18 protein-coding genes and 1 riboswitch are annotated in these 19,305 nt (G+C 45.2%); of the genes, 13 read left to right on the forward strand and 5 right to left on the reverse strand.

The window, feature by feature from the left end; all coding sequences use genetic code 11:
* Positions 1-140: 140 nt before the first annotated feature.
* The 3 genes from rpoH (at position 141) to glpG (ending at position 2,654) form a co-directional block, all read left to right on the forward strand.
* Complete coding sequence (rpoH, locus tag R7Z41_RS20855) at positions 141-998, forward strand: RNA polymerase sigma factor RpoH (RefSeq protein WP_005378693.1); 858 nt, start codon at positions 141-143, stop codon at positions 996-998.
* Between the two features lie 493 nt (positions 999-1,491).
* Entirely contained in the window at positions 1,492-1,812 is a 321-nt protein-coding gene (gene glpE, locus R7Z41_RS20860) for a thiosulfate sulfurtransferase GlpE (protein ID WP_005378691.1), read from the forward strand.
* Entirely contained in the window at positions 1,812-2,654 is an 843-nt protein-coding gene (gene glpG / locus R7Z41_RS20865; protein WP_017636076.1) for a rhomboid family intramembrane serine protease GlpG, read from the forward strand. Before glpE ends, glpG begins: the two co-directional genes overlap by 1 nt.
* Positions 2,655-2,716: 62 nt before the next feature.
* Here the strand turns inward: glpG and R7Z41_RS20870 are convergent, their stop codons facing one another.
* A complete protein-coding gene (locus tag R7Z41_RS20870; protein WP_005378687.1) occupies positions 2,717-3,127 on the reverse strand; it encodes a flagellar basal body-associated protein FliL in 411 nt (136 codons plus the stop codon).
* A gap of 161 nt (positions 3,128-3,288) precedes the next feature.
* Between R7Z41_RS20870 and R7Z41_RS20875 the strand changes: the two genes are divergently transcribed.
* Both R7Z41_RS20875 and ubiA read left to right on the forward strand, forming a co-directional pair.
* Positions 3,289-3,828 carry a chorismate lyase gene (locus tag R7Z41_RS20875; protein WP_005378686.1) on the forward strand — a complete coding sequence of 180 codons (540 nt, stop codon included), beginning with the start codon at positions 3,289-3,291 and terminating at the stop codon, positions 3,826-3,828.
* Positions 3,829-4,683 (forward strand): 4-hydroxybenzoate octaprenyltransferase, encoded by an 855-nt coding sequence (gene ubiA / locus R7Z41_RS20880; protein WP_005378684.1) that lies wholly within the window; start codon positions 3,829-3,831, stop codon positions 4,681-4,683.
* A gap of 64 nt (positions 4,684-4,747) precedes the next feature.
* Here the strand turns inward: ubiA and plsB are convergent, their stop codons facing one another.
* The gene (gene plsB, locus R7Z41_RS20885) at positions 4,748-7,174 is read right to left on the reverse strand and encodes a glycerol-3-phosphate 1-O-acyltransferase PlsB (RefSeq protein WP_005389683.1); all 2,427 of its coding nucleotides are present in this window, start codon (positions 7,172-7,174) and stop codon (positions 4,748-4,750) included.
* Positions 7,175-7,542: 368 nt separating this feature from the next.
* Here plsB and lexA point away from each other — a divergent pair, with 368 nt between their 5' ends.
* From lexA to dinF, 3 genes are all read left to right on the forward strand, one after another.
* Positions 7,543-8,163, forward strand: a complete 621-nt coding sequence (gene lexA / locus R7Z41_RS20890; RefSeq protein WP_005378682.1) for a transcriptional repressor LexA — start codon at positions 7,543-7,545, stop codon at positions 8,161-8,163.
* A gap of 194 nt (positions 8,164-8,357) precedes the next feature.
* The gene (locus R7Z41_RS20895; protein WP_053304469.1) at positions 8,358-9,152 is read left to right on the forward strand and encodes a class I SAM-dependent methyltransferase; all 795 of its coding nucleotides are present in this window, start codon (positions 8,358-8,360) and stop codon (positions 9,150-9,152) included.
* 55 nt (positions 9,153-9,207) lie between these two features.
* On the forward strand, positions 9,208-10,557 hold the full coding sequence (gene dinF / locus R7Z41_RS20900) for an MATE family efflux transporter DinF (protein WP_225455826.1): 1,350 nt from the start codon (positions 9,208-9,210) through the stop codon (positions 10,555-10,557).
* Between the two features lie 57 nt (positions 10,558-10,614).
* Here the strand turns inward: dinF and sthA are convergent, their stop codons facing one another.
* A complete protein-coding gene (gene sthA, locus R7Z41_RS20905; protein WP_005389689.1) occupies positions 10,615-12,045 on the reverse strand; it encodes a Si-specific NAD(P)(+) transhydrogenase in 1,431 nt (476 codons plus the stop codon).
* 263 nt (positions 12,046-12,308) lie between these two features.
* Between sthA and fabR the strand changes: the two genes are divergently transcribed.
* Complete coding sequence (fabR, locus tag R7Z41_RS20910; RefSeq protein WP_005378632.1) at positions 12,309-12,950, forward strand: HTH-type transcriptional repressor FabR; 642 nt, start codon at positions 12,309-12,311, stop codon at positions 12,948-12,950.
* The gene (locus tag R7Z41_RS20915) at positions 12,950-13,315 is read left to right on the forward strand and encodes a YijD family membrane protein (RefSeq protein WP_005378634.1); all 366 of its coding nucleotides are present in this window, start codon (positions 12,950-12,952) and stop codon (positions 13,313-13,315) included. Before fabR ends, R7Z41_RS20915 begins: the two co-directional genes overlap by 1 nt.
* A 62-nt stretch (positions 13,316-13,377) precedes the next feature.
* Here the strand turns inward: R7Z41_RS20915 and trmA are convergent, their stop codons facing one another.
* Positions 13,378-14,487, reverse strand: coding sequence for a tRNA (uridine(54)-C5)-methyltransferase TrmA (gene trmA, locus R7Z41_RS20920; protein ID WP_206971034.1), 1,110 nt, complete (start codon positions 14,485-14,487; stop codon positions 13,378-13,380).
* 184 nt (positions 14,488-14,671) lie between these two features.
* Positions 14,672-14,872, forward strand: a riboswitch (cobalamin riboswitch).
* Between the two features lie 55 nt (positions 14,873-14,927).
* Between trmA and btuB the strand changes: the two genes are divergently transcribed.
* The 3 genes from btuB to murI are packed head-to-tail and all read left to right on the forward strand — an operon-like array spanning position 14,928 to position 18,350.
* On the forward strand, positions 14,928-16,763 hold the full coding sequence (btuB, locus tag R7Z41_RS20925) for a TonB-dependent vitamin B12 receptor (RefSeq protein ID WP_206955045.1): 1,836 nt from the start codon (positions 14,928-14,930) through the stop codon (positions 16,761-16,763).
* A gap of 59 nt (positions 16,764-16,822) precedes the next feature.
* Complete coding sequence (locus tag R7Z41_RS20930) at positions 16,823-17,515, forward strand: ATPase (protein WP_017636068.1); 693 nt, start codon at positions 16,823-16,825, stop codon at positions 17,513-17,515.
* Positions 17,516-17,546: 31 nt separating this feature from the next.
* Positions 17,547-18,350: a glutamate racemase gene (gene murI / locus R7Z41_RS20935; RefSeq protein ID WP_017636067.1), complete on the forward strand. Its 804-nt coding sequence runs from the start codon at positions 17,547-17,549 to the stop codon at positions 18,348-18,350.
* Here murI and R7Z41_RS20940 read toward each other — a convergent pair.
* Positions 18,313-18,768 carry an RNA-binding protein gene (locus R7Z41_RS20940; RefSeq protein ID WP_017821270.1) on the reverse strand — a complete coding sequence of 152 codons (456 nt, stop codon included), beginning with the start codon at positions 18,766-18,768 and terminating at the stop codon, positions 18,313-18,315. The two genes, murI and R7Z41_RS20940, sit on opposite strands and share 38 nt — an antisense overlap.
* Positions 18,769-19,305 lie beyond the last annotated feature (537 nt).

Genomic DNA, 19,305 nt, shown 5'->3' on the forward strand with positions numbered 1-19,305 from the left:
TAGCTAATTTTGAACCCTTGCTTAGACCAAATGTTTATGGATAATTGCTTCCCCTTCTTGAAACTTGTTCATTTTGAGTTCAAGATATCGAAGCTAAATTGCAATGTAATGCTCCAGATCAGAGATTGATGAGGAATTGAATGACAAAAGAAGCGTATCCGATGGCTCTAGTCACGCAAGATAGCCTTGATAGCTATATTCGCTCAGTAAACAGCTACCCAATGCTGACTGCAGACGAAGAGCGTGAGCTGGCAGAACGATTACACTATAAAGGTGAGATTGAGGCTGCAAAAGGTCTAATTCTTTCGCACCTACGATTCGTTGTTCACGTTGCTCGTGGTTACTCTGGCTACGGTTTGCCAATGGCGGATCTTGTGCAAGAGGGTAACATCGGTCTAATGAAAGCCGTTAAGCGTTTTAACCCAGAAGTAGGGGTTCGCTTGGTTTCTTTCGCTGTCCACTGGATCAAAGCAGAGATCCACGAATACGTGCTACGTAACTGGCGTATCGTGAAAATTGCGACCACTAAAGCGCAACGTAAATTGTTCTTCAACCTGCGTAAGTCGAAAAAGCGCTTGGGTTGGTTTAACAACGGTGAAGTGGAAACCGTTGCGCGCGAGTTAGGTGTTGAGCCTTCTGAAGTTCGCGAGATGGAATCACGCTTAGCGGCGGTGGATTCAACCTTTGATATGCCAACTGATGAAGACGACAGTTCAAACGCTTACACAGCGCCGATGCTATACCTAGAAGACAAATCGTCTGATGTGGCCGACAACATTGAAGCCGCCAACTGGGAAATGCATACCAACAATCGCTTGGGTCATGCATTAGCGAGTTTGGATGAGCGTAGTCAGCGCATCGTGCGTTCTCGTTGGTTAGATGATGAGAAAGCAACATTGCAAGACTTAGCTGATGAGTTCGGTGTTTCCGCCGAGCGTATTCGCCAGCTAGAAAAAAATGCAATGAAGAAACTAAAATTGGCCGTGGGTGAATTTTAATTTCCACTGCTAATTGAAAGTAAGATTTTCATAGAAAGCCGAGATCATGTGATCTCGGCTTTTTTATTGTCGATCGAAAATCGATAGCGTTTGCGATCCGGATTTTATGTGCTACCTGTGTATAACTCTGTGAAGTAATTATTTATCAACTGTTCGAAACCCGGACAAAATAAGGGATTCAAGCACTTTTCCATCTGGGGATAGTTATAGATATACACACAGTTAGATCAGGATCATCACTACATATTGTGGATCAAAAGATCCAAATACACTTTATCAACGCAATTCACAGCTTTATCCACAAATGGTTGGAATGTGTACACTTTTGGAAAACCTGATTATCCATGTGTCTAAGTTTGCCGTTGGATAGGTTACAATAGCGGCAGTATACCCAAGCAGCTTCAAATATGGATTTTATGCTGTACCACGGGTGCTGATTAGTACGTTAGGTTCGAGGTTGCTTGGGTATATTAATAAGACAATGAGAAAGTAAATGGATCAGTTTAAGCATATCGATGTACAAGGTGCGCAAGCGCTGCTCGAGCAGGGTGATGCGAAGCTTGTAGATATCCGTGACCCTCAATCGTTTGCCGTTGCGCATGCGGAGTCCGCGTATCATTTAACTAACGATACGATCGTTGCGTTTATGGATGAAGTGGAGTTCGAACAACCTATTCTGGTGATGTGTTACCACGGCATTAGTAGCCAAGGTGCGGCGCAATATTTAGTTAACCAAGGCTTTGAACAGGTGTACAGTGTAGATGGTGGCTTTGAAGCCTGGCATCGAGCAGAACTACCGATAGTGAGAAGTTAATGAAGAGATTGGTAACGTTAAATAATCCACGTATGGCGCAAGCCTTTATTGATTATATGGCCTCTCGCCAAATTGACATCGAAATGATGCCTGAAGGGGATGGGCAATTTGCGCTGTGGCTGACTGATAGCCAGCATGAAATAGAAGCGGAAGCCGAACTTAAGCTGTTCCTTGCTAACCCGTCTGATTCAAAATACAGCGCCGCCTCGTGGGACGTTGCCGATACTCGTAAGAGCACATTTCATTATTCCAGCCCGAGTATCATGAGCATGGTCAAAGCGAAAGCTGGCCCCATGACTTTGCTGATCATGACAGTCTGTATCATCATCTACTTGTTACAAATGTTTGGCTTTGGCAATGGCGTGTTTAAGTTGTTGCACTTCCCGGCTTTTGAGGGGCAACAATGGCAAGTGTGGCGATGGCTAAGTCATGCGTTACTGCACTTTTCAGTAACTCACATCGTGTTTAACTTACTATGGTGGTGGCAGTTGGGGGGCGACATCGAACGTCGTCTCGGTTCCGGTAAGCTATTGCAACTCTTTGTGGTGTCGGCAGCGCTTTCAGGGGCAGGCCAGTTCTATGTTGAAGGGGCTAACTTCGGCGGCTTGTCTGGTGTGGTCTATGCACTGCTTGGTTATTTGTGGATATTGGGTTACCGCTTGCCACATTTAGGCCTTACGCTACCCAAGCCAATCATCGTCTTTATGTTGGTATGGTTAGTTCTTGGTTTTGTGCAGCCATTTATGGCGATTGCAAACACCGCTCACTTAGTTGGGCTACTGTCGGGGATGGCGATTGCGCTGTTTGATTCAGGCAAGATGAAATACCAACAGCAAGCCTAAAGCAGATGAAATGAAAAGACCGCTCAAGAGCGGTCTTTTTTATGTTCAAAACGGATTTGGGTTTATTGATAAAGGTATTTTGTAAACAACAAATCGGCAATGATGGTTTTACCTGTTTCAGGCAAAAGCGTTTCGTTGAGGGTCGTCACTAAGGTTTTGCGCAGATCTTCTCGGCCAGACAGGGACTTAATCGTATCTTCTGTTTGCTTACCCAATAATTCAATCACTGCATCGCGAATCAAAGGTTGGTGATGCTCAACAACTGATAAATCTTGTTGACTCATTACCATGATGTCGATGCGCACTTGCACATAACCTAACTTTTTGCCTTTGGTGTAAAAGTTAGTAGTGAGGTCAGGCTCTAGGGTAAAGTATGCCAACTTAGGTCCAGCTTCTTCCGTTTCAGCCCAACTTGGTGCGGCGAATAGTATGGTTAACGCAAAAATAATTTGGGCTATATAACGTTTGTACATATTTCTAACTTTTCTTTCTCTGGATCGCGATATTCGAATCGCTTCAGTCTTGATACAATGGGCCGTCTATAACAAATAACGGAACTTACGGTTACATACATTACTATGGACGGTAAGTTGTTGCTTTATTGTACGCATAAAGCCTCCAATTGAATACTAGTATGAATCAGCCAACATCACTCTATCTTGCTTCTTTATTGGAAGTAGAGTGGCAAAACCCCGAAGAATTCGAATTTCCAAATGAATTTGCCAAGCACTGGCTTGAAGAGCAAGGGTCTTTGTCACGTCGTTTAAAACAGCACTGCCAAGCGTTAACGGTAGAATTGCTACAAAATCAGATCGTCACTGCAGCGACATTAAAACAGGACGAAAGCCAGTTATTGTCCGAACAAGATTGCTTACTGAGAGAGGTAATTTTGTGCGGTGACAATAATAACTGGGTTATTGGGCGGACATTGATTCCTCGCTCAACCTTAGTTGATCAGCAGTATGATTTGGCTCAACAAGGGGATATCCCATTAGGATTAACAGTGTTCAGCGCAGATAACGTTGAGCGAGACTCTTTACAAATGGGATGGGTAGCCGTACCAGAAGGACGTTTGTTAGCGCGACGCTCAAGGTTGTGGATGAATCACAAACCGATGCTAGTCGCCGAGTTATTCTTATCTAATTCACCAGTTTACGCTAAGGAGACAGTGTAAATGTCCGCAGAAAAAGCCAAAGCATATTGGCAACTGATGCGCATGGATCGCCCGATTGGTTCACTGTTACTGATGTGGCCAACGATTTGGGCGCTAATTATCTCAGCCCAAGGGATGCCGAGTTGGGATGTATTCATCGTGTTTGTATTGGGGGTATTCCTAATGCGTAGTGCGGGGTGCGTGATTAATGATTTTGCAGATCGCAAAGTCGACGGCCATGTAAAGCGTACTAAGCAACGTCCACTGCCATCAGGGAAAGTGACAGCAAAAGAAGCGATTGGATTATTTTTGGTTTTGGGTATCAGCTCGTTTTTGTTAGTGCTGACCATGAACCCGCTGACGATTCAGCTATCCTTCGCTGGCATTGTGTTGGCGTTCATCTATCCATTTATGAAGCGTTACACTCATATTCCGCAGCTATTTTTAGGCTTGGCTTTTAGCTGGGCGATTCCAATGGCGTGGGCTGCACAAACTGGGGAATTACCATTGATTGTTTGGTTTTTGTTCCTCATTAATGCTTTGTGGACCATTGCGTACGACACTCAATATGCGATGGTAGACCGAGATGATGATCTAAAGATTGGCATTAAATCGACGGCAATTCTGTTTGGTCGTCATGACAAGCTTATTATTGGTGTGTTGCAACTGATTACACTCGCGATGTTGGTTTGGTTAGGGCAGTTCTACCAATTGGGACAAAGTTACTACTGGACCCTTTTGATTGCAGCGTCGTTGTTTGTTTATCAGCAGCACTTAATTCGTCACCGTGAGCGTGAGTTGTGCTTTAAGGCTTTCCTTAACAACAATTATGTTGGCATGGTGATAGCGATAGGGTTACTGGTCGCATTTTGGTAAGCGAAGAAATAGAAAAAGGCATCCGATTGGATGCCTTTTTTCTTATTGGACGAAGGTAAAACGGTTACGACCGAAGTTGGTGAATACTCTCTTCGATCGTCAGTTTCACTTCTGGATAAAGCAGAGTGAACAGTAGCCGTGCAAATTGCTGCGTTTTCTTCGTGTCACAGTTACCATCGTTATCGAGGTATTTTTGCTGTTTGAGCGTATTGAACATCGCGGTAAACACACCTTTATCGAAGAATTCTGGCGCATTAATACCGTGCAAACGCCCTAGGCGCTGAGCAATATCTTGGCTCTTCTGCTCTAGGTCCGATTTACCGAGTTCAGGGTAAGCAACAAGCAAGTTCATCGCGATAGAGTAGCGTTGCAGCGTTTCAGTTATCGTGCGACCTAACAGAACCAAAGGCTGGTTGTTCGACTGATTGATCTCTAGCTTATCACCATCCAGACTAATCATTTTCTGATCGGCAAATTCATGCAGTGTTTTAACGACCAATTCATCTAACTCGTCTTCTTGGTAACTTAAGAACAGCTCTTTCTTCAAGAATGGGTAGATTTGCGCGACATTCGCTTGAATCTTGGCTACCGAAAGGTTGCGCTGACGAATGAGCATTTGGGCAATTAATGACGGCAGAGCGAACAAGTGGATGATGTTGTTGCGGTAGTAGGTCATCAGGATCGATTGGCTACGGTCCAGCGAAATGATGTCACCCATGCTATCGGTTTCAATCACGAACTTATCAAGCGAAATTGCATGATCGACCAACTCCTCAGCACTTTCGGTAGGGATAGTGGAGGTGCTTGAGTACGGGTTATTTTTGAGTAGCTTTAAGTAACACTCAATCTGATTGATCAGCGAGTCACGAGAAAGTGCACGTTGACGAGAAGCAAGCAGTGCGGTTGCACACAAGGTCAACGCGTTTGCTGCCGCCGCATCATTGATGTGCGTCATCATCTTATTAGCGAGGTCGTTCACCACAGGATTCATCCATTGTGGTTTGTTACCACCCATGCTGTCGATGTCTTTCGTCCACTCAGGAGCATGCTCGTTCAAGTATTGGTTGAGCTGAATTGGCTCACCGAAGTTCACATAGCCCAAACCAAAGTTACGCAGTTTACGCAGAGTACGCAGTACAAGCCCTGCGTTTTCTTTCTCTTTGCGTTTGCCACGCAGCTCTTTCGCGTAAGTGCCTACTTCCATTACGTGCTCGTAACCGATGTAGACCGGCACTAGTGTTACTGGGCGGTTTAGACCACGTAGCATTGCTTGGATGGTCATAGCCAGCATACCCGTTTTCGCTTGCAGTAAGCGACCTGTACGTGAACGACCACCCTCACTGAAGTACTCGACTGAATAGCCTTTGGCAAACAGCTCAGCTAGATACTCACGGAAAATGGTTGAGTACAGTTTGTTGCCTTTAAAACTACGACGAATAAAGAACGCCCCACCACGACGGAAAAGCGGACCGGCCGGGAAGAAGTTCAAGTTAATGCCTGCCGCAATGTGCGGAGGCACCATGCCTTCATGGTATAAAACATAAGACAACAGCAGGTAGTCCATATGACTACGGTGACAAGGAACGTACACAATTTCGTGGCCGTCTTGCGCTAAACGACGCACAGTCGAGGCGTTATTGATGTGCAAACCTTGGTATAGTTTTGTCCATAACCAACTCAGGATGCGGTCGCCGTTTTTCACTAGACTGTAGGAGAAGTCGGCGGCGATTTCATCCATGATGTCGTGGGCTTCTTTACGTGCCTTATCAATCGAGATGTTTTTGATCTTGGCTTCGTCAGCAATCGCCAGTTCAATAGCTGGAGATTTTAGTAAACGAGCAAACAACACTTGGCGTTGTGGCAGGTTTGGGCCTGAAGCAGCCAGTTTCTGGCGTGAGAAGTGGATACGCGCCACGCGAGCCAGTTTGTGCGCAATTGCGCTGTCGGTACCGTGAGAGTCTGCCATATAACGCAGAGATACCACGGGACTAAAGCGAACTAAGCAGTCGCGTCCCGCCGCCATTACTGCTTTGGCTTTTTGCGGACCATTCATCGGTTGAAGGTAAGGCTTTTGGTTCTCTTCTTTACCTGGCTTACGACCCCAAAGCACGGTTGCAGGGATCATTTGAACATCCAACTCACTATCCAGCTTGTGCAGTTCCAGTAAGTCAGTGAACAGAGAAACAGAATCGGTTGGGACATCATTATCGTTGTTCATCACAGTTGGACGCGCAGCGATAAAGACGAAACGGTTCAGCGTTTTGCCATTGATTTCCAGCGGGCTGAGCGGGTCGGGTAGACCAAGGCTCATGGCTTGTTTTTGCAGTGTCAGCAAATCCACGTTCGAGCGGAACGGCAGGGCATATACAATCGGTTTAGTTAGGTCGATGTTCAGATCTTCAATCGGGTTCGACGGGATTGTGGTGCCCTTTACCAGTACCGATAAAGGTAGTTTTAGTAATGAACGTGAAAATGATTGTCCAGAAGACATAAAGTTCACAGCCTCAATAGGTATTCAAACAGGCCTAACCTTATTTCAGTTTCCGCTTTGCATGTCTTCTCTATAAAAAGAGATGAGTACGGCAATAGAAATAAGCCTAGGCGATAAAATTTAAGCGCTGCAAGGATACCAGAAACTGGTCAAACCTTTTAATTTTATTGGCTGTAAATTAGTCGAACCCCTAAGTTATTGCTTTGACTTGATTAACTGAAAAGTCGGTGTTTTAAACGAATAAAGAATGAACTTAATCGGTAAGCTGAAAGCTCTCCACAAATAAATTAAAAAACAACCAATTGGGTTTTCATTTGAGCATTTACTGGATATACTCACAGTTAACTGTATAAAAAGACAGGTGAGACATGAAGCCGTTAACGCCACGCCAACAACAAGTCTTCGATTTGATTAAAAGTAAAATCGATGACACCGGAATGCCACCAACTCGTGCAGAGATTGCGCGTGAGCTTGGCTTCCGCTCTGCGAATGCCGCAGAGGAACACCTAAAAGCGCTTGCTCGTAAGCAAGCAATTGAAATTATTCCAGGCGCTTCTCGTGGGATTCGTATCCTGCTTGAAGACGCAGCCAATGATGAGCAGGGTTTGCCTTTGATTGGTCAAGTCGCAGCGGGTGAGCCAATCTTGGCTCAAGAGCACGTAGAGGCGCACTACCAAGTCGATCCTGCGATGTTCAAACCGCAAGCGGATTTCTTACTTCGTGTAAATGGCGAGAGTATGAAAGACATCGGGATTATGGATGGCGATTTGCTCGCGGTGCATAAAACCCAAGACGTGAGAGACGGTCAAGTTGTCGTTGCGCGTGTTGATGATGATGTGACTGTGAAGCGTTTGGAGCGCAAAGGCTCAACCATATTACTGCATGCTGAGAATGAAGAGTTTGCCCCAATCCAAGTGGACTTAACGTCTCAGCACCTTACGATTGAAGGCTTAGCCGTTGGTATTATTCGTAATACCGATTGGATGTAAGTGTATTTAAGCAGCCCAGTTGATCTGGGCTGTTTTGTCTTTTCTCTTCTTTTCTCTTTTTCTACTTCCTCCAAAAGCTTGCTCATCATCTTGACCTTGTTTGTTTTGGCCAATTTATAAGCTTGATAATGTAATTGATATTCATTATCATCTTTATTAATGTCTATGTTTTCTCTCTGGCGCAGGAAATGCCCATGTCTCAGTCTAAACATCAAGTTCCTAACCATCTATTGAAGCCACTGTTATTGCGTAGCCGTGAAAGCATGGTCGACAATGGCTTGGTGTACGATCCGATAGCTGCTAAAGCGTGTTTGAGCTGTAAGATGGCGCCGGATTGTTTAAGTGGTGATATTGCGCAGAAGCAATTGCTGCACGTGACGCTGACTCAGCTTTGTGACCAGCAGGTTAGTCACTTCTTACAGCAGTATCCCGATGCTTGGATAATCAATGTCGGAGCGGGGCTGGATACCCGCTTTTATCGTTTGGATAATGGACGCTGCCATTGGATAGAGCTGGATGTGACGGAAAATTTGGTATGGCGTCAGCGCTTGTTCCACAAAAATGAACGCTATGAACATCGCTGTGGCAGTGTGGATGAAATGTCGTGGCTAGAGACGTTAGCCATTCCAGAGCAAGCACCGGTGCTCATTTTATGTGAAATGGCACTGCTCGATTGCACAGAGCGTCAAGTCGCGAAATTTATTCAAACCTTGGGTCGACATTTTGTTTCTGCTGAACTGTGTATGGTGCTGGCAGGAGATTTAACGGAAACCAAGTGGGGACAAAAGCTTGGCTCTGATCGTTATGCTCATGGCTTTGAAGCGCCTGCAGCACCGATATTGCAATGGTTACCATGGGCACAATGGGTGAAAGCTTTCTCGCCATTCGATAGATTCTGTTCTCGTTGGAAAGCTTGGCAGCGTTGGCTTAATAAGATTCCAATGTTGAAGCATCGCCTCACGCCAGTCCTCGTTCACATCAAGTGGTAATTGGCTAGTCGTTAAGCGCTCAGGTACACTCGTCGATCTTACTGATGAGGTGCCTGTGACAAATTCAATCTTCTCTCCTTTATCTAACCCAAAAGTTCATCGCCAAGTCTTAGCTTTAGCTATACCTATGGTGCTGTCGAATATTACTGTTCCATTGCTCGGTTTGGTCGATGCTGCGGTGATTGGTCATCTAGACCACGCTTGGTATTTGGGTGGTGTTGCGTTGGGCAGCACCATGATCAGCGTGACGTTTTGGCTGCTTGGTTTTTTGCGTATGTCGACTACTGGGTTGGCGGCGCAGTCCTATGGCGGTGAAGACCGAAAGCAACTTGCCTTGGTGTTTATGCAAGGCTCACTTATGGCGCTGCTGTTTGCGTTAGTCTTCCTTATTGCCCATAACCCGATTGCTGATTTGATCTTTGGCTGGAGTGACGCCAGCGCAGAGGTAAAACACTACGGCATGCAATATTTCTCTATCCGTGTGTGGAGTGCCCCCGCTGCGCTAATGAACTTTGTGTTGTTGGGGTGGCTGCTCGGAACGCAAAATTCCAAAGCACCAATGTGGATGGTGATCATCACCAACGTGACTAATATTGCCCTCGATTTGTTGTTTGTGATTGATTTGGGGTGGAAAGTAGAAGGCGCTGCGCTGGCATCGGTGATTGCTGACTACTCTGGCATGGGTTTTGGTCTCATGTGTGTCTGGAAAACCTGGCGAGAGAGGCAATTACCATCACCTCAAAAGTTGCTAGCCAGCACTCAACACGGTTTAGGGCGATTCGTGAAATTGAATCGCGATATTTTCTTACGCTCTTTGTGTCTGCAAGCGGCTTTTAGCTTTATGACGTTCCAAGGCGCGAGCTTTGGTGATGAGGTTGTCGCTGCAAATGCGGTTCTGATGAGCTTCCTGATGATTATCTCGTATGGCATGGATGGCTTTGCTTACGCAATGGAGGCCATGGTCGGGAAGGCGATTGGTGCCAAAGATAGGCAACAATTGAGTGAATCGCTTGTCGGCACTTTCTTTTGGAGTTTGGTTATTTGTTTAGGACTGACCGCGCTCTTTGGTTTGGCGGGATCGCAGTTGATCGCCATGATCACTTCAATTGAGGCGGTACAACAGCAAGCAGCGGTATATCTACCTTGGCTGGTGGTGATGCCACTTGCGTCGATGTGGTGCTTTCTATTGGATGGCATTTTTGTCGGTGCAACCAAAGGCAAAGACATGCGCAATAGTATGTTTGTCGCGACCAGCAGTTTCTTCGTTGTCTTTTACTTATTCGCCGAGTGGGAAAATCACGCGCTGTGGTTTGCAATGACGAGCTTTATGTTGATGCGGGGTATTGGTTTAGGGGTTATCTTTCTCTACCAATGGCACAAGGATACCTTCCTAACACAATGTTGATATAAAAACAGCAGGTCCAAGCCTGCTGTTTTTCTGTCTGCTATCAAGAAGCATAGATTAGAACAAGCGGTTCAAACCATTCAACGCAGCGACACGATACGCTTCGGCCATTGTTGGATAGTTGAAGGTGGTATTGACGAAATACTCGATGGTATTCGCTGAGCCTTTTTGCTCCATAATGGCTTGACCGATGTGGATAATTTCCGCAGCACGTTCGCCAAAGCAGTGAATCCCTAAAATTTCTTTGGTTTCACGATGGAACAATATCTTCAAGCTGCCGATGTCTTTCCCTGCGATCTGTGCACGAGCTAGATGCTTGAACGAAGAGCGTCCTACTTCATACGGTACTTTCGCAGCTGTTAGCTCTTGCTCGGTTTTACCCACAGAGCTAATCTCTGGGATGGTGTAGATACCCGTTGGAATATCATCAATCAGGTAGTTTTCTGCCTGACCTTTCGTAATGGCTTGTGCGACAAATCGCCCTTGGTCATAAGCGGCGCTTGCAAGGCTAGGGTAACCGATGACATCGCCTACAGCGTAAATGTGTTCGATATCGGTTTGGTAGTTACGGTTTACTTTTAGTTGTCCGCGAGAGTCCGCTTCCAGACCCACTGCACCCAAATTCAACTTATCGGTGTTACCTGTTCGACCATTCGCATACAACAAGCAGTCTGCCTTCATCTTCTTGCCAGATTGTAGGTGAATAATCACGCCATCTTCTGTGCCTTCGATTTTTTCATAGGTCTCATCATTACGAATTACTACACCGCTGTTCCAGAAGTGGTAAGACAGCGCATCTGACACTTCGTTATCCAAAAACTCCAACAAGCGGTCGCGGGTATTGATAAGGTCGGTTTTCACTCCAAGGCCGCGGAAGATAGAAGCGTATTCACAACCGATAACGCCCGCACCGTAAATGATGATATGGCGAGGGTCGTGTTTCAGGCTCAAAATGGAATCACTGTCGTAGATGCGCTCATGCAAGAAATCTACGTCGTTAGGCTGATACGGACGAGAACCCGTCGCGATGACAAACTTATCTGCAGAATAGATTTCTTCTGTACCGTCGCTTTGCATCACTGCAATTGAGTAGTTATCGATAAATCGCGCGGTTCCGAACAAAAGTGTGCATGAGTTACGGTCATAAAAGCCCTGACGAAGTCGAGTTTGCTTATCAATGACCGATTTAGCATGACCTAAAATGTCAGAAAATGTTGCATGAACGCTGGTGTTGTTTCGACAAAATAGCGGGTTGCTATTAAATTCGATGATGCGGCTAACGGCATGACGCAGTGCTTTTGATGGAATGGTACCCCAGTGAGTACAACCGCCGCCGACACTGCTTTCTTTCTCGACAATGGCAACATTCAGTCCCGCTTTGGTTAATCCCATTGCAGCCCCTTCTCCGCCAGGGCCACTACCGATTACGATCACGTCATAGTGATTAACATGCGCCATGATGCCTTCCTTGTTATATTTGCTTAACATTGCTTTAGCGCGATTTTAACTCATTTACTCTATTGGTACACGTCATGCCTGTTAGAGAGTGGAAGTGATCACGCAGAATCGACCAAAAGGGTGATTTGGTATGTTGTATGTCTATAAATTGCATCGAGAACATTGCAATTAGATGCATGCCAATAGTAACGTTCTCGGCGCTCAGAGCGAGCGAAGCAACATATCTTTCTCCGTAGGAGCAAATTGCGTTATATTGAGGCTCTTGTACCCTACAGAAAAAGAGCAAGTTAAGAATGAAATCGATGGGAATCCGCGCACAGCAAAAAGAGAAGACACGTCGATCATTGATCGATGCGGCATTTAGTCAATTAAGTGCGGATCGCAGCTTTTCCAGCCTTAGCTTGCGAGAAGTCGCCCGAGAGGCAGGGATTGCACCGACTTCTTTTTACCGTCACTTCAAAGATATGGATGAGCTAGGCTTAACCATGGTTGATGAAGGCGGTTTGCTACTACGTCAACTGATGCGTCAGGCGCGTCAACGTATTGTGAAAGAAGGTAGCGTAATTCGTACCTCGGTCGAAACCTTTATGGAATTCATTGAAAGTAGTCCGAACGTTTTTCGTTTGTTGTTGCGTGAGCGCTCCGGCACTTCTGCTGAATTTCGTACCGCTGTTGCTCGAGAAATCCAGCATTTTGCGGCAGAATTAACCGAGTATTTAATGAGCACCGGCGTGACCAGAGAAGAGGCGTATACTCAAGCAGAAGCGTCTGTGACTTTGGTTTTCAGTTCGGGAGCTGAAGCTTTAGATTTAGATCGACGTGAGCGCGATGAACTCGCCGAGCGATTGATCATGCAATTGCGAATGATAGCCAAAGGGGCCTATTGGTATCGCAAAGAACGTGAACGTAACCGATTAAAAGGCGGGATAGAATAATGTCGAATGGAAATAAATCTGAAAAGAAAACGCTGATTTTGGCACTGGTTGCAGGTATGTGTGGTGATGCTTTGTTGTCATGGTTGACCATGAGTGAAGTGTCTTTTTCAATCTTCCCATTGATTGCACTCGTACTGGCTGTACAAGCTCTTTACCAAGAGTACCTAAATAATCCGGTATCAGAAGATATCCCATTAGTTGGCTTGGCGTGTTTCTTCGTAGGTGCGTTTGGTCACTCTGCGTTTATTAAAGCGCAATACCCAGAAGCAGGCTCAAACTTCTTCGCGATCATGGTTTCAATGATCTTACTCGCATGGATTGGTAAGAAGCTAGGTTTTGTCAGCAAGAAGACTTCTGCGGAATAAGCAAAACGAATCAAATTAAAAAGCGAGCCATTGAGCTCGCTTTTTGTATTTGACGCCGTGGGTTACACTTTGCGTTCCAATAGCACTCCCGCTTCCATGTGGTGGGTATAAGGGAATTGGTCAAACAGAGCAAAACGCGTCACGTTGTGTGTTTCGCATAGAATGTCCAAGTTCTCTTTTAGAGTCTCAGGGTTACAAGAGATGTACATGATGCGCTCGTAACCTTGCACCATCTTACAAGTATCGACATCCATCCCAGCACGTGGTGGATCGACAAAAATCGTGTTGCAGTTGTAGCTCTCCAGATCCACACCTGCATCTTGTAGACGACGGAATTCACGCTTACCTTCGATCGCTTGAGTAAATTCCTCTGCTGATAGACGTAAGATTTGTACGTTATCAATCTTATTGGCGGCGATGTTGTACTGTGCAGATACCACAGATGGCTTCGCTAGCTCAGTTGCCAGTACGCGGTCGAAATTCTGTGCCAACGCCAGCGAGAAGTTACCGTTACCACAGTAAAGCTCTAGTAGGTCGCCAGTGCTTTCTTGGGTACAGTCGACCGCCCATTCCAGCATCTTCTCTGCGACTTTGCCGTTCGGCTGAGTGAAGCTGTTCTCCACTTGTTGGTAGATGTAGCTTTGACCATTTACATCGAGCTTCTCGATCACGTAGTCGCGGTCTAGGACAATCTTCATCTTACGAGCGCGACCAATGATGTTTAGGTTAAAGCCTTCATCATTTAAACGCTGTTTAAGGGCTTTCGCGTTTTCAATCCACTCTTCATCAAGTTGGCGATGGTAAAGGAGTGAAACCAGAATCTCACCACTTAGCGTCGATAGGAAATCCACTTGGAACAGTTTACGACGTAGTGAGTCGTTGTCTTTCATCGCTTCAACCAATAGCGGCATCAGGTCGTTGATCAGACGGCTTGCTGCAGGAAATTGGTCAACACGGTATTTCTCACGAGTTTCTTGGTTGAACATGATGTAGTAAAGATCTTCGCCTTCATGCCAAACACGGAACTCAGCACGCATGCGGTAGTGCTGCTCTGGTGATTCAAACACTTCCAGTTCTGGCATGTTGTATGGCGCGAACATGTCCGTGAGACGTTCGACTTTTTCAGCCAGTTGTTCTTGGTAGCGTTGTGGGTTTACATCAAGAGTAGCCATGATCTTACCTTTTATGGTGCATTCAATTTAAGAGCGCAGATTTTATTCAATCTCAATAGGATGTCCAGTTTTGTACTGGAATTGATTTAAAGATAGTGCGTACAGGCAGAGTAGAAAGCAAAATCAATCAAAACGTTACAACTTCTAAGGGCAATATTGGCTGGACAAATAATCAATAGCTGAATAATATTTGCCTCAAGTTGGTGCTATCTAGCAATCTAGATGGCTGAAATGGGAATCTGGTGTGAATCCAGAACTGACGCGCAGCGGTAAAAGAGAACGAACGCTCATCAGACACTGCATTAGTTTATGTGGGAAGTCGAGCAAGTAGGCGGTACACCCGTGCTCTTGAGTCCGAATACCTGCCAACAACTGAGCCACAGCACTGGACTGTCATGATGACAGGGCTCGGAAGGAATTACGCGATTTAGGACAATACAATGAGAAAATCCGCACTGGCGATCACTTTGGCATCGCTGCTTTCACCTGTCTCTTATCTACAGGCCCAAGAAACCTCCACTGACGAAACCATCGTTGTTACTGCAAACCGTTTTGAGCAAGCCGAAAGCCGTACGTTGGCAGATGTCGAAGTAGTTACACGACAAGACATCGATCGCATTCAAGCGAAAACCCTACCAGATGTATTGCGTCGCCTTACGGGGATTCAAGTTTCACAAAATGGTGGTCGTGGTCAGTTAGCGTCTTTATTTGTTCGTGGAACCAGTTCCGACCAAGTTTTAGTACTGGTTGATGGCGTACGTTTTGCGCGAGCAGCGAAGGGCGCTGTGGACTTTAACCAAATCCCACTTACTTACGTTCAACGTATTGAGTACGTGCGTGGTGCGCGTGCGTCACTTTATGGCTCAGAAGCGATTGGTGGCGTGATCAATATCATCACCATTGCGCGTGCTGACGAAGAAGGAACGAAGTTAAGTGCGGGTTTAGGTAGTTTAGATTATCAAGAATTGAGTGTGGCATCTGGTATTAAAGTCACAGAGAGCGGCCAGCTAAATATCGCGCTTGGTAGTGAAAGTGATGATGGTTATAACGTTCGTCCTGTACCGGGAGTTAATGACGGTGATCGCCATGGCTTTGATACAAAGAATGGTCTGCTAGGTTACGTGCATAACTTCAATGACCAGTGGTCTGCATTTGGTAACCTACGTGCTTACGAAAATGTTTATCAATATGACAGCAGCTACGGCAGTCGCGGTTACTACGAAGCAGAAAAAGATGATCTTTCTGTCACTCTGGGCGGTAAGTATCAGTCTGATAATGTGATGTCAGAACTACAAGTAACGGCACAGAAACAGAAGTCTTGGAACTATGAGCAAGCAAAAGGCAAACACTCAGGTACTGAAGATGAACTTGAGCAGCAAAATGTCCAGTGGACCAACAGTTACTTGCTAAACAACAATACGACGTTTGCTGGTGGTATTGATTGGCGCAACGAGTCTTATAAAGACAAGAGTGCGAATAAAACGTTTGATCGGACCAATGGTGCTCTGTTTGGTATGGCAACCACTAGTATTGATAAAGCAATGCTCGAGGGCAGTGTTCGCCTTGATGATAACGAAGAATACGGTAGTGAGTTCACTTACAGTTTAGCGGCTGGTTACCAGTTTGTACCAGAGTTTGGGGTTAAAGCCTCTTTTGGTACTGCATTTAAGGCTCCAAACCTATATCAACAGTATGACCCAACATACGGTGAGAAAGATCTGAAGCCGGAAGAGTCAGATGCTTGGGAGCTAGCATTCAGCGGTGATGTCCAAGGCGTTTTTTGGTCCGTAACGGGTTATGACTATATAATCACGAATCTTATCGATTACCATCCAACCACATACAAATATTTGAATGTCGATGGTGAAACACATATCCAAGGTGTGGAGCTTGTTGCTGAGTTTGATACAGGGATTGTGCAGCACCAGTTGAGTGCAGATTACAAAGATGCTGAAGACGATAAAGGGCATCAGTTGCAGCGCCGCGCTAAAGAAATGTATAAGTGGAATGCTTTAGTGAGCTTCGATAAAGTGGATTGGTCGGTTAGCTATCAGTACGTCGGTAAGCGTCCAGATGTGGATTACAGCACTTGGCCTTCACAAGATATTACGCTTTCTTCTTACTCGTTGGTTGATACGGCGGTGACTTACTATCCGAATGAGTCGACCTCTATTAGTGCTCGTATCGATAATCTACTTGATGAAGAGTATGAGATGGCAAAAGGTTACCCTGCTGCAGAGCGAGCGTACTATCTCAACGTTGGCTACGAATTCTAATCGTGAATGAGCACAAACCGCCTTCGGGCGGTTTTTAATATTTTGTGGTGGAAAATCGAATGAAGAAACCCAAGCGAGTTGTGATCAGCTGGTCCAGTGGTAAAGATTCGACATTAACGCTTGAGCGCCTTAACGAGAATCCAAATTATCAAGTTGTCGGTTTGTACACGACTTACGTAGGGAAAGAAGTCCCTTTCCAAGCAACTCCGCTTGAAGTCGTACAAATGCAAGCAGACTTACTTGCGCTTCCGCTCATTACTATCGAGCTACCTGAAATCTTTCCAAGTAACGACATTTATCAATCGACCATCGTTAATGCATTACAAAGTAGTGGTCTGAACATAGAAGCTGTCGCATTTGGTGATATGTTTTGTAATGGCATTGCCGATTACCGACGCAGCTATATTGAACCTGTTGGCTGGGAATGCGTCTTTCCTCTATTAGGGGAGAGCAGCGAAAAACTAGCGATGGAAATCATAGAGCGTGGTATTCAAACTATGTTAATCACCATCGACGGAAGAGTTCTCCCTCCAGAATGGTGTGGTCGCTGGTATGACAAAGCCCTAATAGAGTCATTACCAAGTCAAATTGATCCCTGTGGGGAAAATGGTGAATTTCACACATTGGTCACGTCTTCGCCATCTTTTCAAGGACATATCGAGTTGACGAAGCGAAATGTAGAATCTGGAGATAGATTCAGCCATCAAAGATACCATGCTAAAGCATTGCCAAAACAAATCTACGCAGTATGATCGCAACGTTTCTGTTCTTTAGGTAAGACTCGTGCGAGTAGCAAGTAAGAAAAAAGTCCTAGTTTTTGACTCTGGTGTTGGTGGTCTTTCTGTATTCCAAGAGATACATCGCCTATTGCCCCAGCTAGACTACTTATACTTATTCGATAATCAGGCTTACCCTTATGGTGAACTCGATCAGGCTGTACTCGTTTCACGAGTTAACCAACTGGTCTCTTCTTTAGTCGAAGAACACCAAGCCGACATTGTCGTCATTGCTTGCAACACGGCGAGCACCATAGTGCTTCCTTCCTTACGCGAAAATTTATCGATTCCCGTTGTTGGTGTTGTCCCTGCGATTAAACCCGCATCGCTTTTAGCATCAAAAGGGGTAGGGCTGATCGCCACTCCGGCGACAGTAACACGCCAATATACTCACGAGTTAATACGGGACTTTGCGCAAGGCAAACCAGTTGAGCTGGTGGGATCAACTCGCTTGGTAGATATGGCCGAAGAGAAGTTGCGAGGCAACAGCGTTTCTCTCGACGAACTGACAAATATCCTGCTTCCCCTTCGCGATAAAGTCGATGTTGCGGTGCTCGGTTGTACTCACTTCCCTTTAATCAAAGAGGAGATTCATCAAGCTTTGGGTGGGGACGTTACTTTAATTGATTCAGGCGCAGCGATTGCACGTCGAGTAAAAGCATTGCTATTAAGTGATGAAATTGAGGATACAGAAGAGGGAAGTAAGTCGATTTATGCCAGTGCAACTCCTTGGCAGGAAGATGCACTGAACATTTGTTTAAAGAAGCTAGGTTTTAATCCTGTTCAGGTTTACCACCATCCGGATGTTTAGGATCGTTCGCAATTCTCACTTTTAGCGTTCTCTCCATATATTCCTTTTCATTAAGTTTAGCGATAGCTGGCTTGGCATCTGCCGCAGCCATCACTACAAAACCAAACCCTCTTCTTTTTCCAGTACGCTTATCTTTCATTAAGCGTACCGCATAGACCTGTCCATATTCAGCAAACAAATCGCGAACATGACTCTCATTGGCCTTATAAGGAAGGTTGCCGACATACAGCGTTTTAGTTGAAGGATCAGGCTCCGAAGATTGAAGAACAGGTGTTTTGCTAGAAAATGAAAAAAGAAAAGCAGTAGCGATAACACCAATGAGGAAGCTCAAGGCTGGTGGGATGATGAATTGAGAGAAAATGATTCCCCCAACGATGGCCAGCCCAACACATAAAATCAGATTTTTTTTAGACGTCATTTTAATTACTACACATAGTGATAAAGAGATCGATTGTCCATTAACAGAATAGACACATGAATCTTACGTATATGGTTGGTGTTTTTCCAACCAATTGCTGTGATATGTCTCAAATGTGACGAAGAAATATGCAAATATCGCACTTTTGGCTAATTTGTGACCGGTTGGTTTTTTATTTGCAAAAAACACTTGTACTAATTTCTCAACTCCCTATACTGCGCATCCACCGACACGGAGTGAGACGAAAGTCACACAGCGAGTCGGGAAGAGAGAAAATAAATTTGAAAAAATGCTTGACTCTCTCATGGTGTGAAGTAAGATACGCACCCCTAACGACGAGCAACTAAGTTGCTGAAAATGTTAGAAAAGCTCTTTAAAAATAAGAACCTATCAATCTGTGTGGGCACTCGTTGATGATAATCCAATTCGATACTTCGGTATCAAATTAGGTTTCAATGAAACGAAGTGACCATTGAATCTTCGGATTCAGCACAGTCAATTCAAACATTACTTTATGTAATGTTCAGTATTCATTGA

The organism is Vibrio sp. 1457 (genome assembly GCF_033340195.1).
Lineage (GTDB): Bacteria > Pseudomonadota > Gammaproteobacteria > Enterobacterales > Vibrionaceae > Vibrio > Vibrio alginolyticus.

Bases quoted from the DNA above. Each gene is read 5' to 3' on its own strand.
- trmA (WP_206971034.1), bottom strand. From the start codon at position 14,487: ATGGCTACTCTTGATGTAAACCCACAACGCTACCAAGAACAACTGGCT.
- R7Z41_RS20875 (WP_005378686.1), top strand. From the start codon at position 3,289: ATGAATCAGCCAACATCACTCTATCTTGCTTCTTTATTGGAAGTAGAG.
- fabR (WP_005378632.1), top strand. From the start codon at position 12,309: ATGAAATCGATGGGAATCCGCGCACAGCAAAAAGAGAAGACACGTCGA.
- glpG (WP_017636076.1), top strand. From the start codon at position 1,812: ATGAAGAGATTGGTAACGTTAAATAATCCACGTATGGCGCAAGCCTTT.
- sthA (WP_005389689.1), bottom strand. From the start codon at position 12,045: ATGTTAAGCAAATATAACAAGGAAGGCATCATGGCGCATGTTAATCAC.
- R7Z41_RS20895 (WP_053304469.1), top strand. From the start codon at position 8,358: ATGTCTCAGTCTAAACATCAAGTTCCTAACCATCTATTGAAGCCACTG.
- lexA (WP_005378682.1), top strand. From the start codon at position 7,543: ATGAAGCCGTTAACGCCACGCCAACAACAAGTCTTCGATTTGATTAAA.
- R7Z41_RS20915 (WP_005378634.1), top strand. From the start codon at position 12,950: ATGTCGAATGGAAATAAATCTGAAAAGAAAACGCTGATTTTGGCACTG.
- R7Z41_RS20870 (WP_005378687.1), bottom strand. From the start codon at position 3,127: ATGTACAAACGTTATATAGCCCAAATTATTTTTGCGTTAACCATACTA.
- R7Z41_RS20930 (WP_017636068.1), top strand. From the start codon at position 16,823: ATGAAGAAACCCAAGCGAGTTGTGATCAGCTGGTCCAGTGGTAAAGAT.
- plsB (WP_005389683.1), bottom strand. From the start codon at position 7,174: ATGTCTTCTGGACAATCATTTTCACGTTCATTACTAAAACTACCTTTA.
- R7Z41_RS20940 (WP_017821270.1), bottom strand. From the start codon at position 18,768: ATGACGTCTAAAAAAAATCTGATTTTATGTGTTGGGCTGGCCATCGTT.
- btuB (WP_206955045.1), top strand. From the start codon at position 14,928: ATGAGAAAATCCGCACTGGCGATCACTTTGGCATCGCTGCTTTCACCT.
- ubiA (WP_005378684.1), top strand. From the start codon at position 3,829: ATGTCCGCAGAAAAAGCCAAAGCATATTGGCAACTGATGCGCATGGAT.
- rpoH (WP_005378693.1), top strand. From the start codon at position 141: ATGACAAAAGAAGCGTATCCGATGGCTCTAGTCACGCAAGATAGCCTT.
- glpE (WP_005378691.1), top strand. From the start codon at position 1,492: ATGGATCAGTTTAAGCATATCGATGTACAAGGTGCGCAAGCGCTGCTC.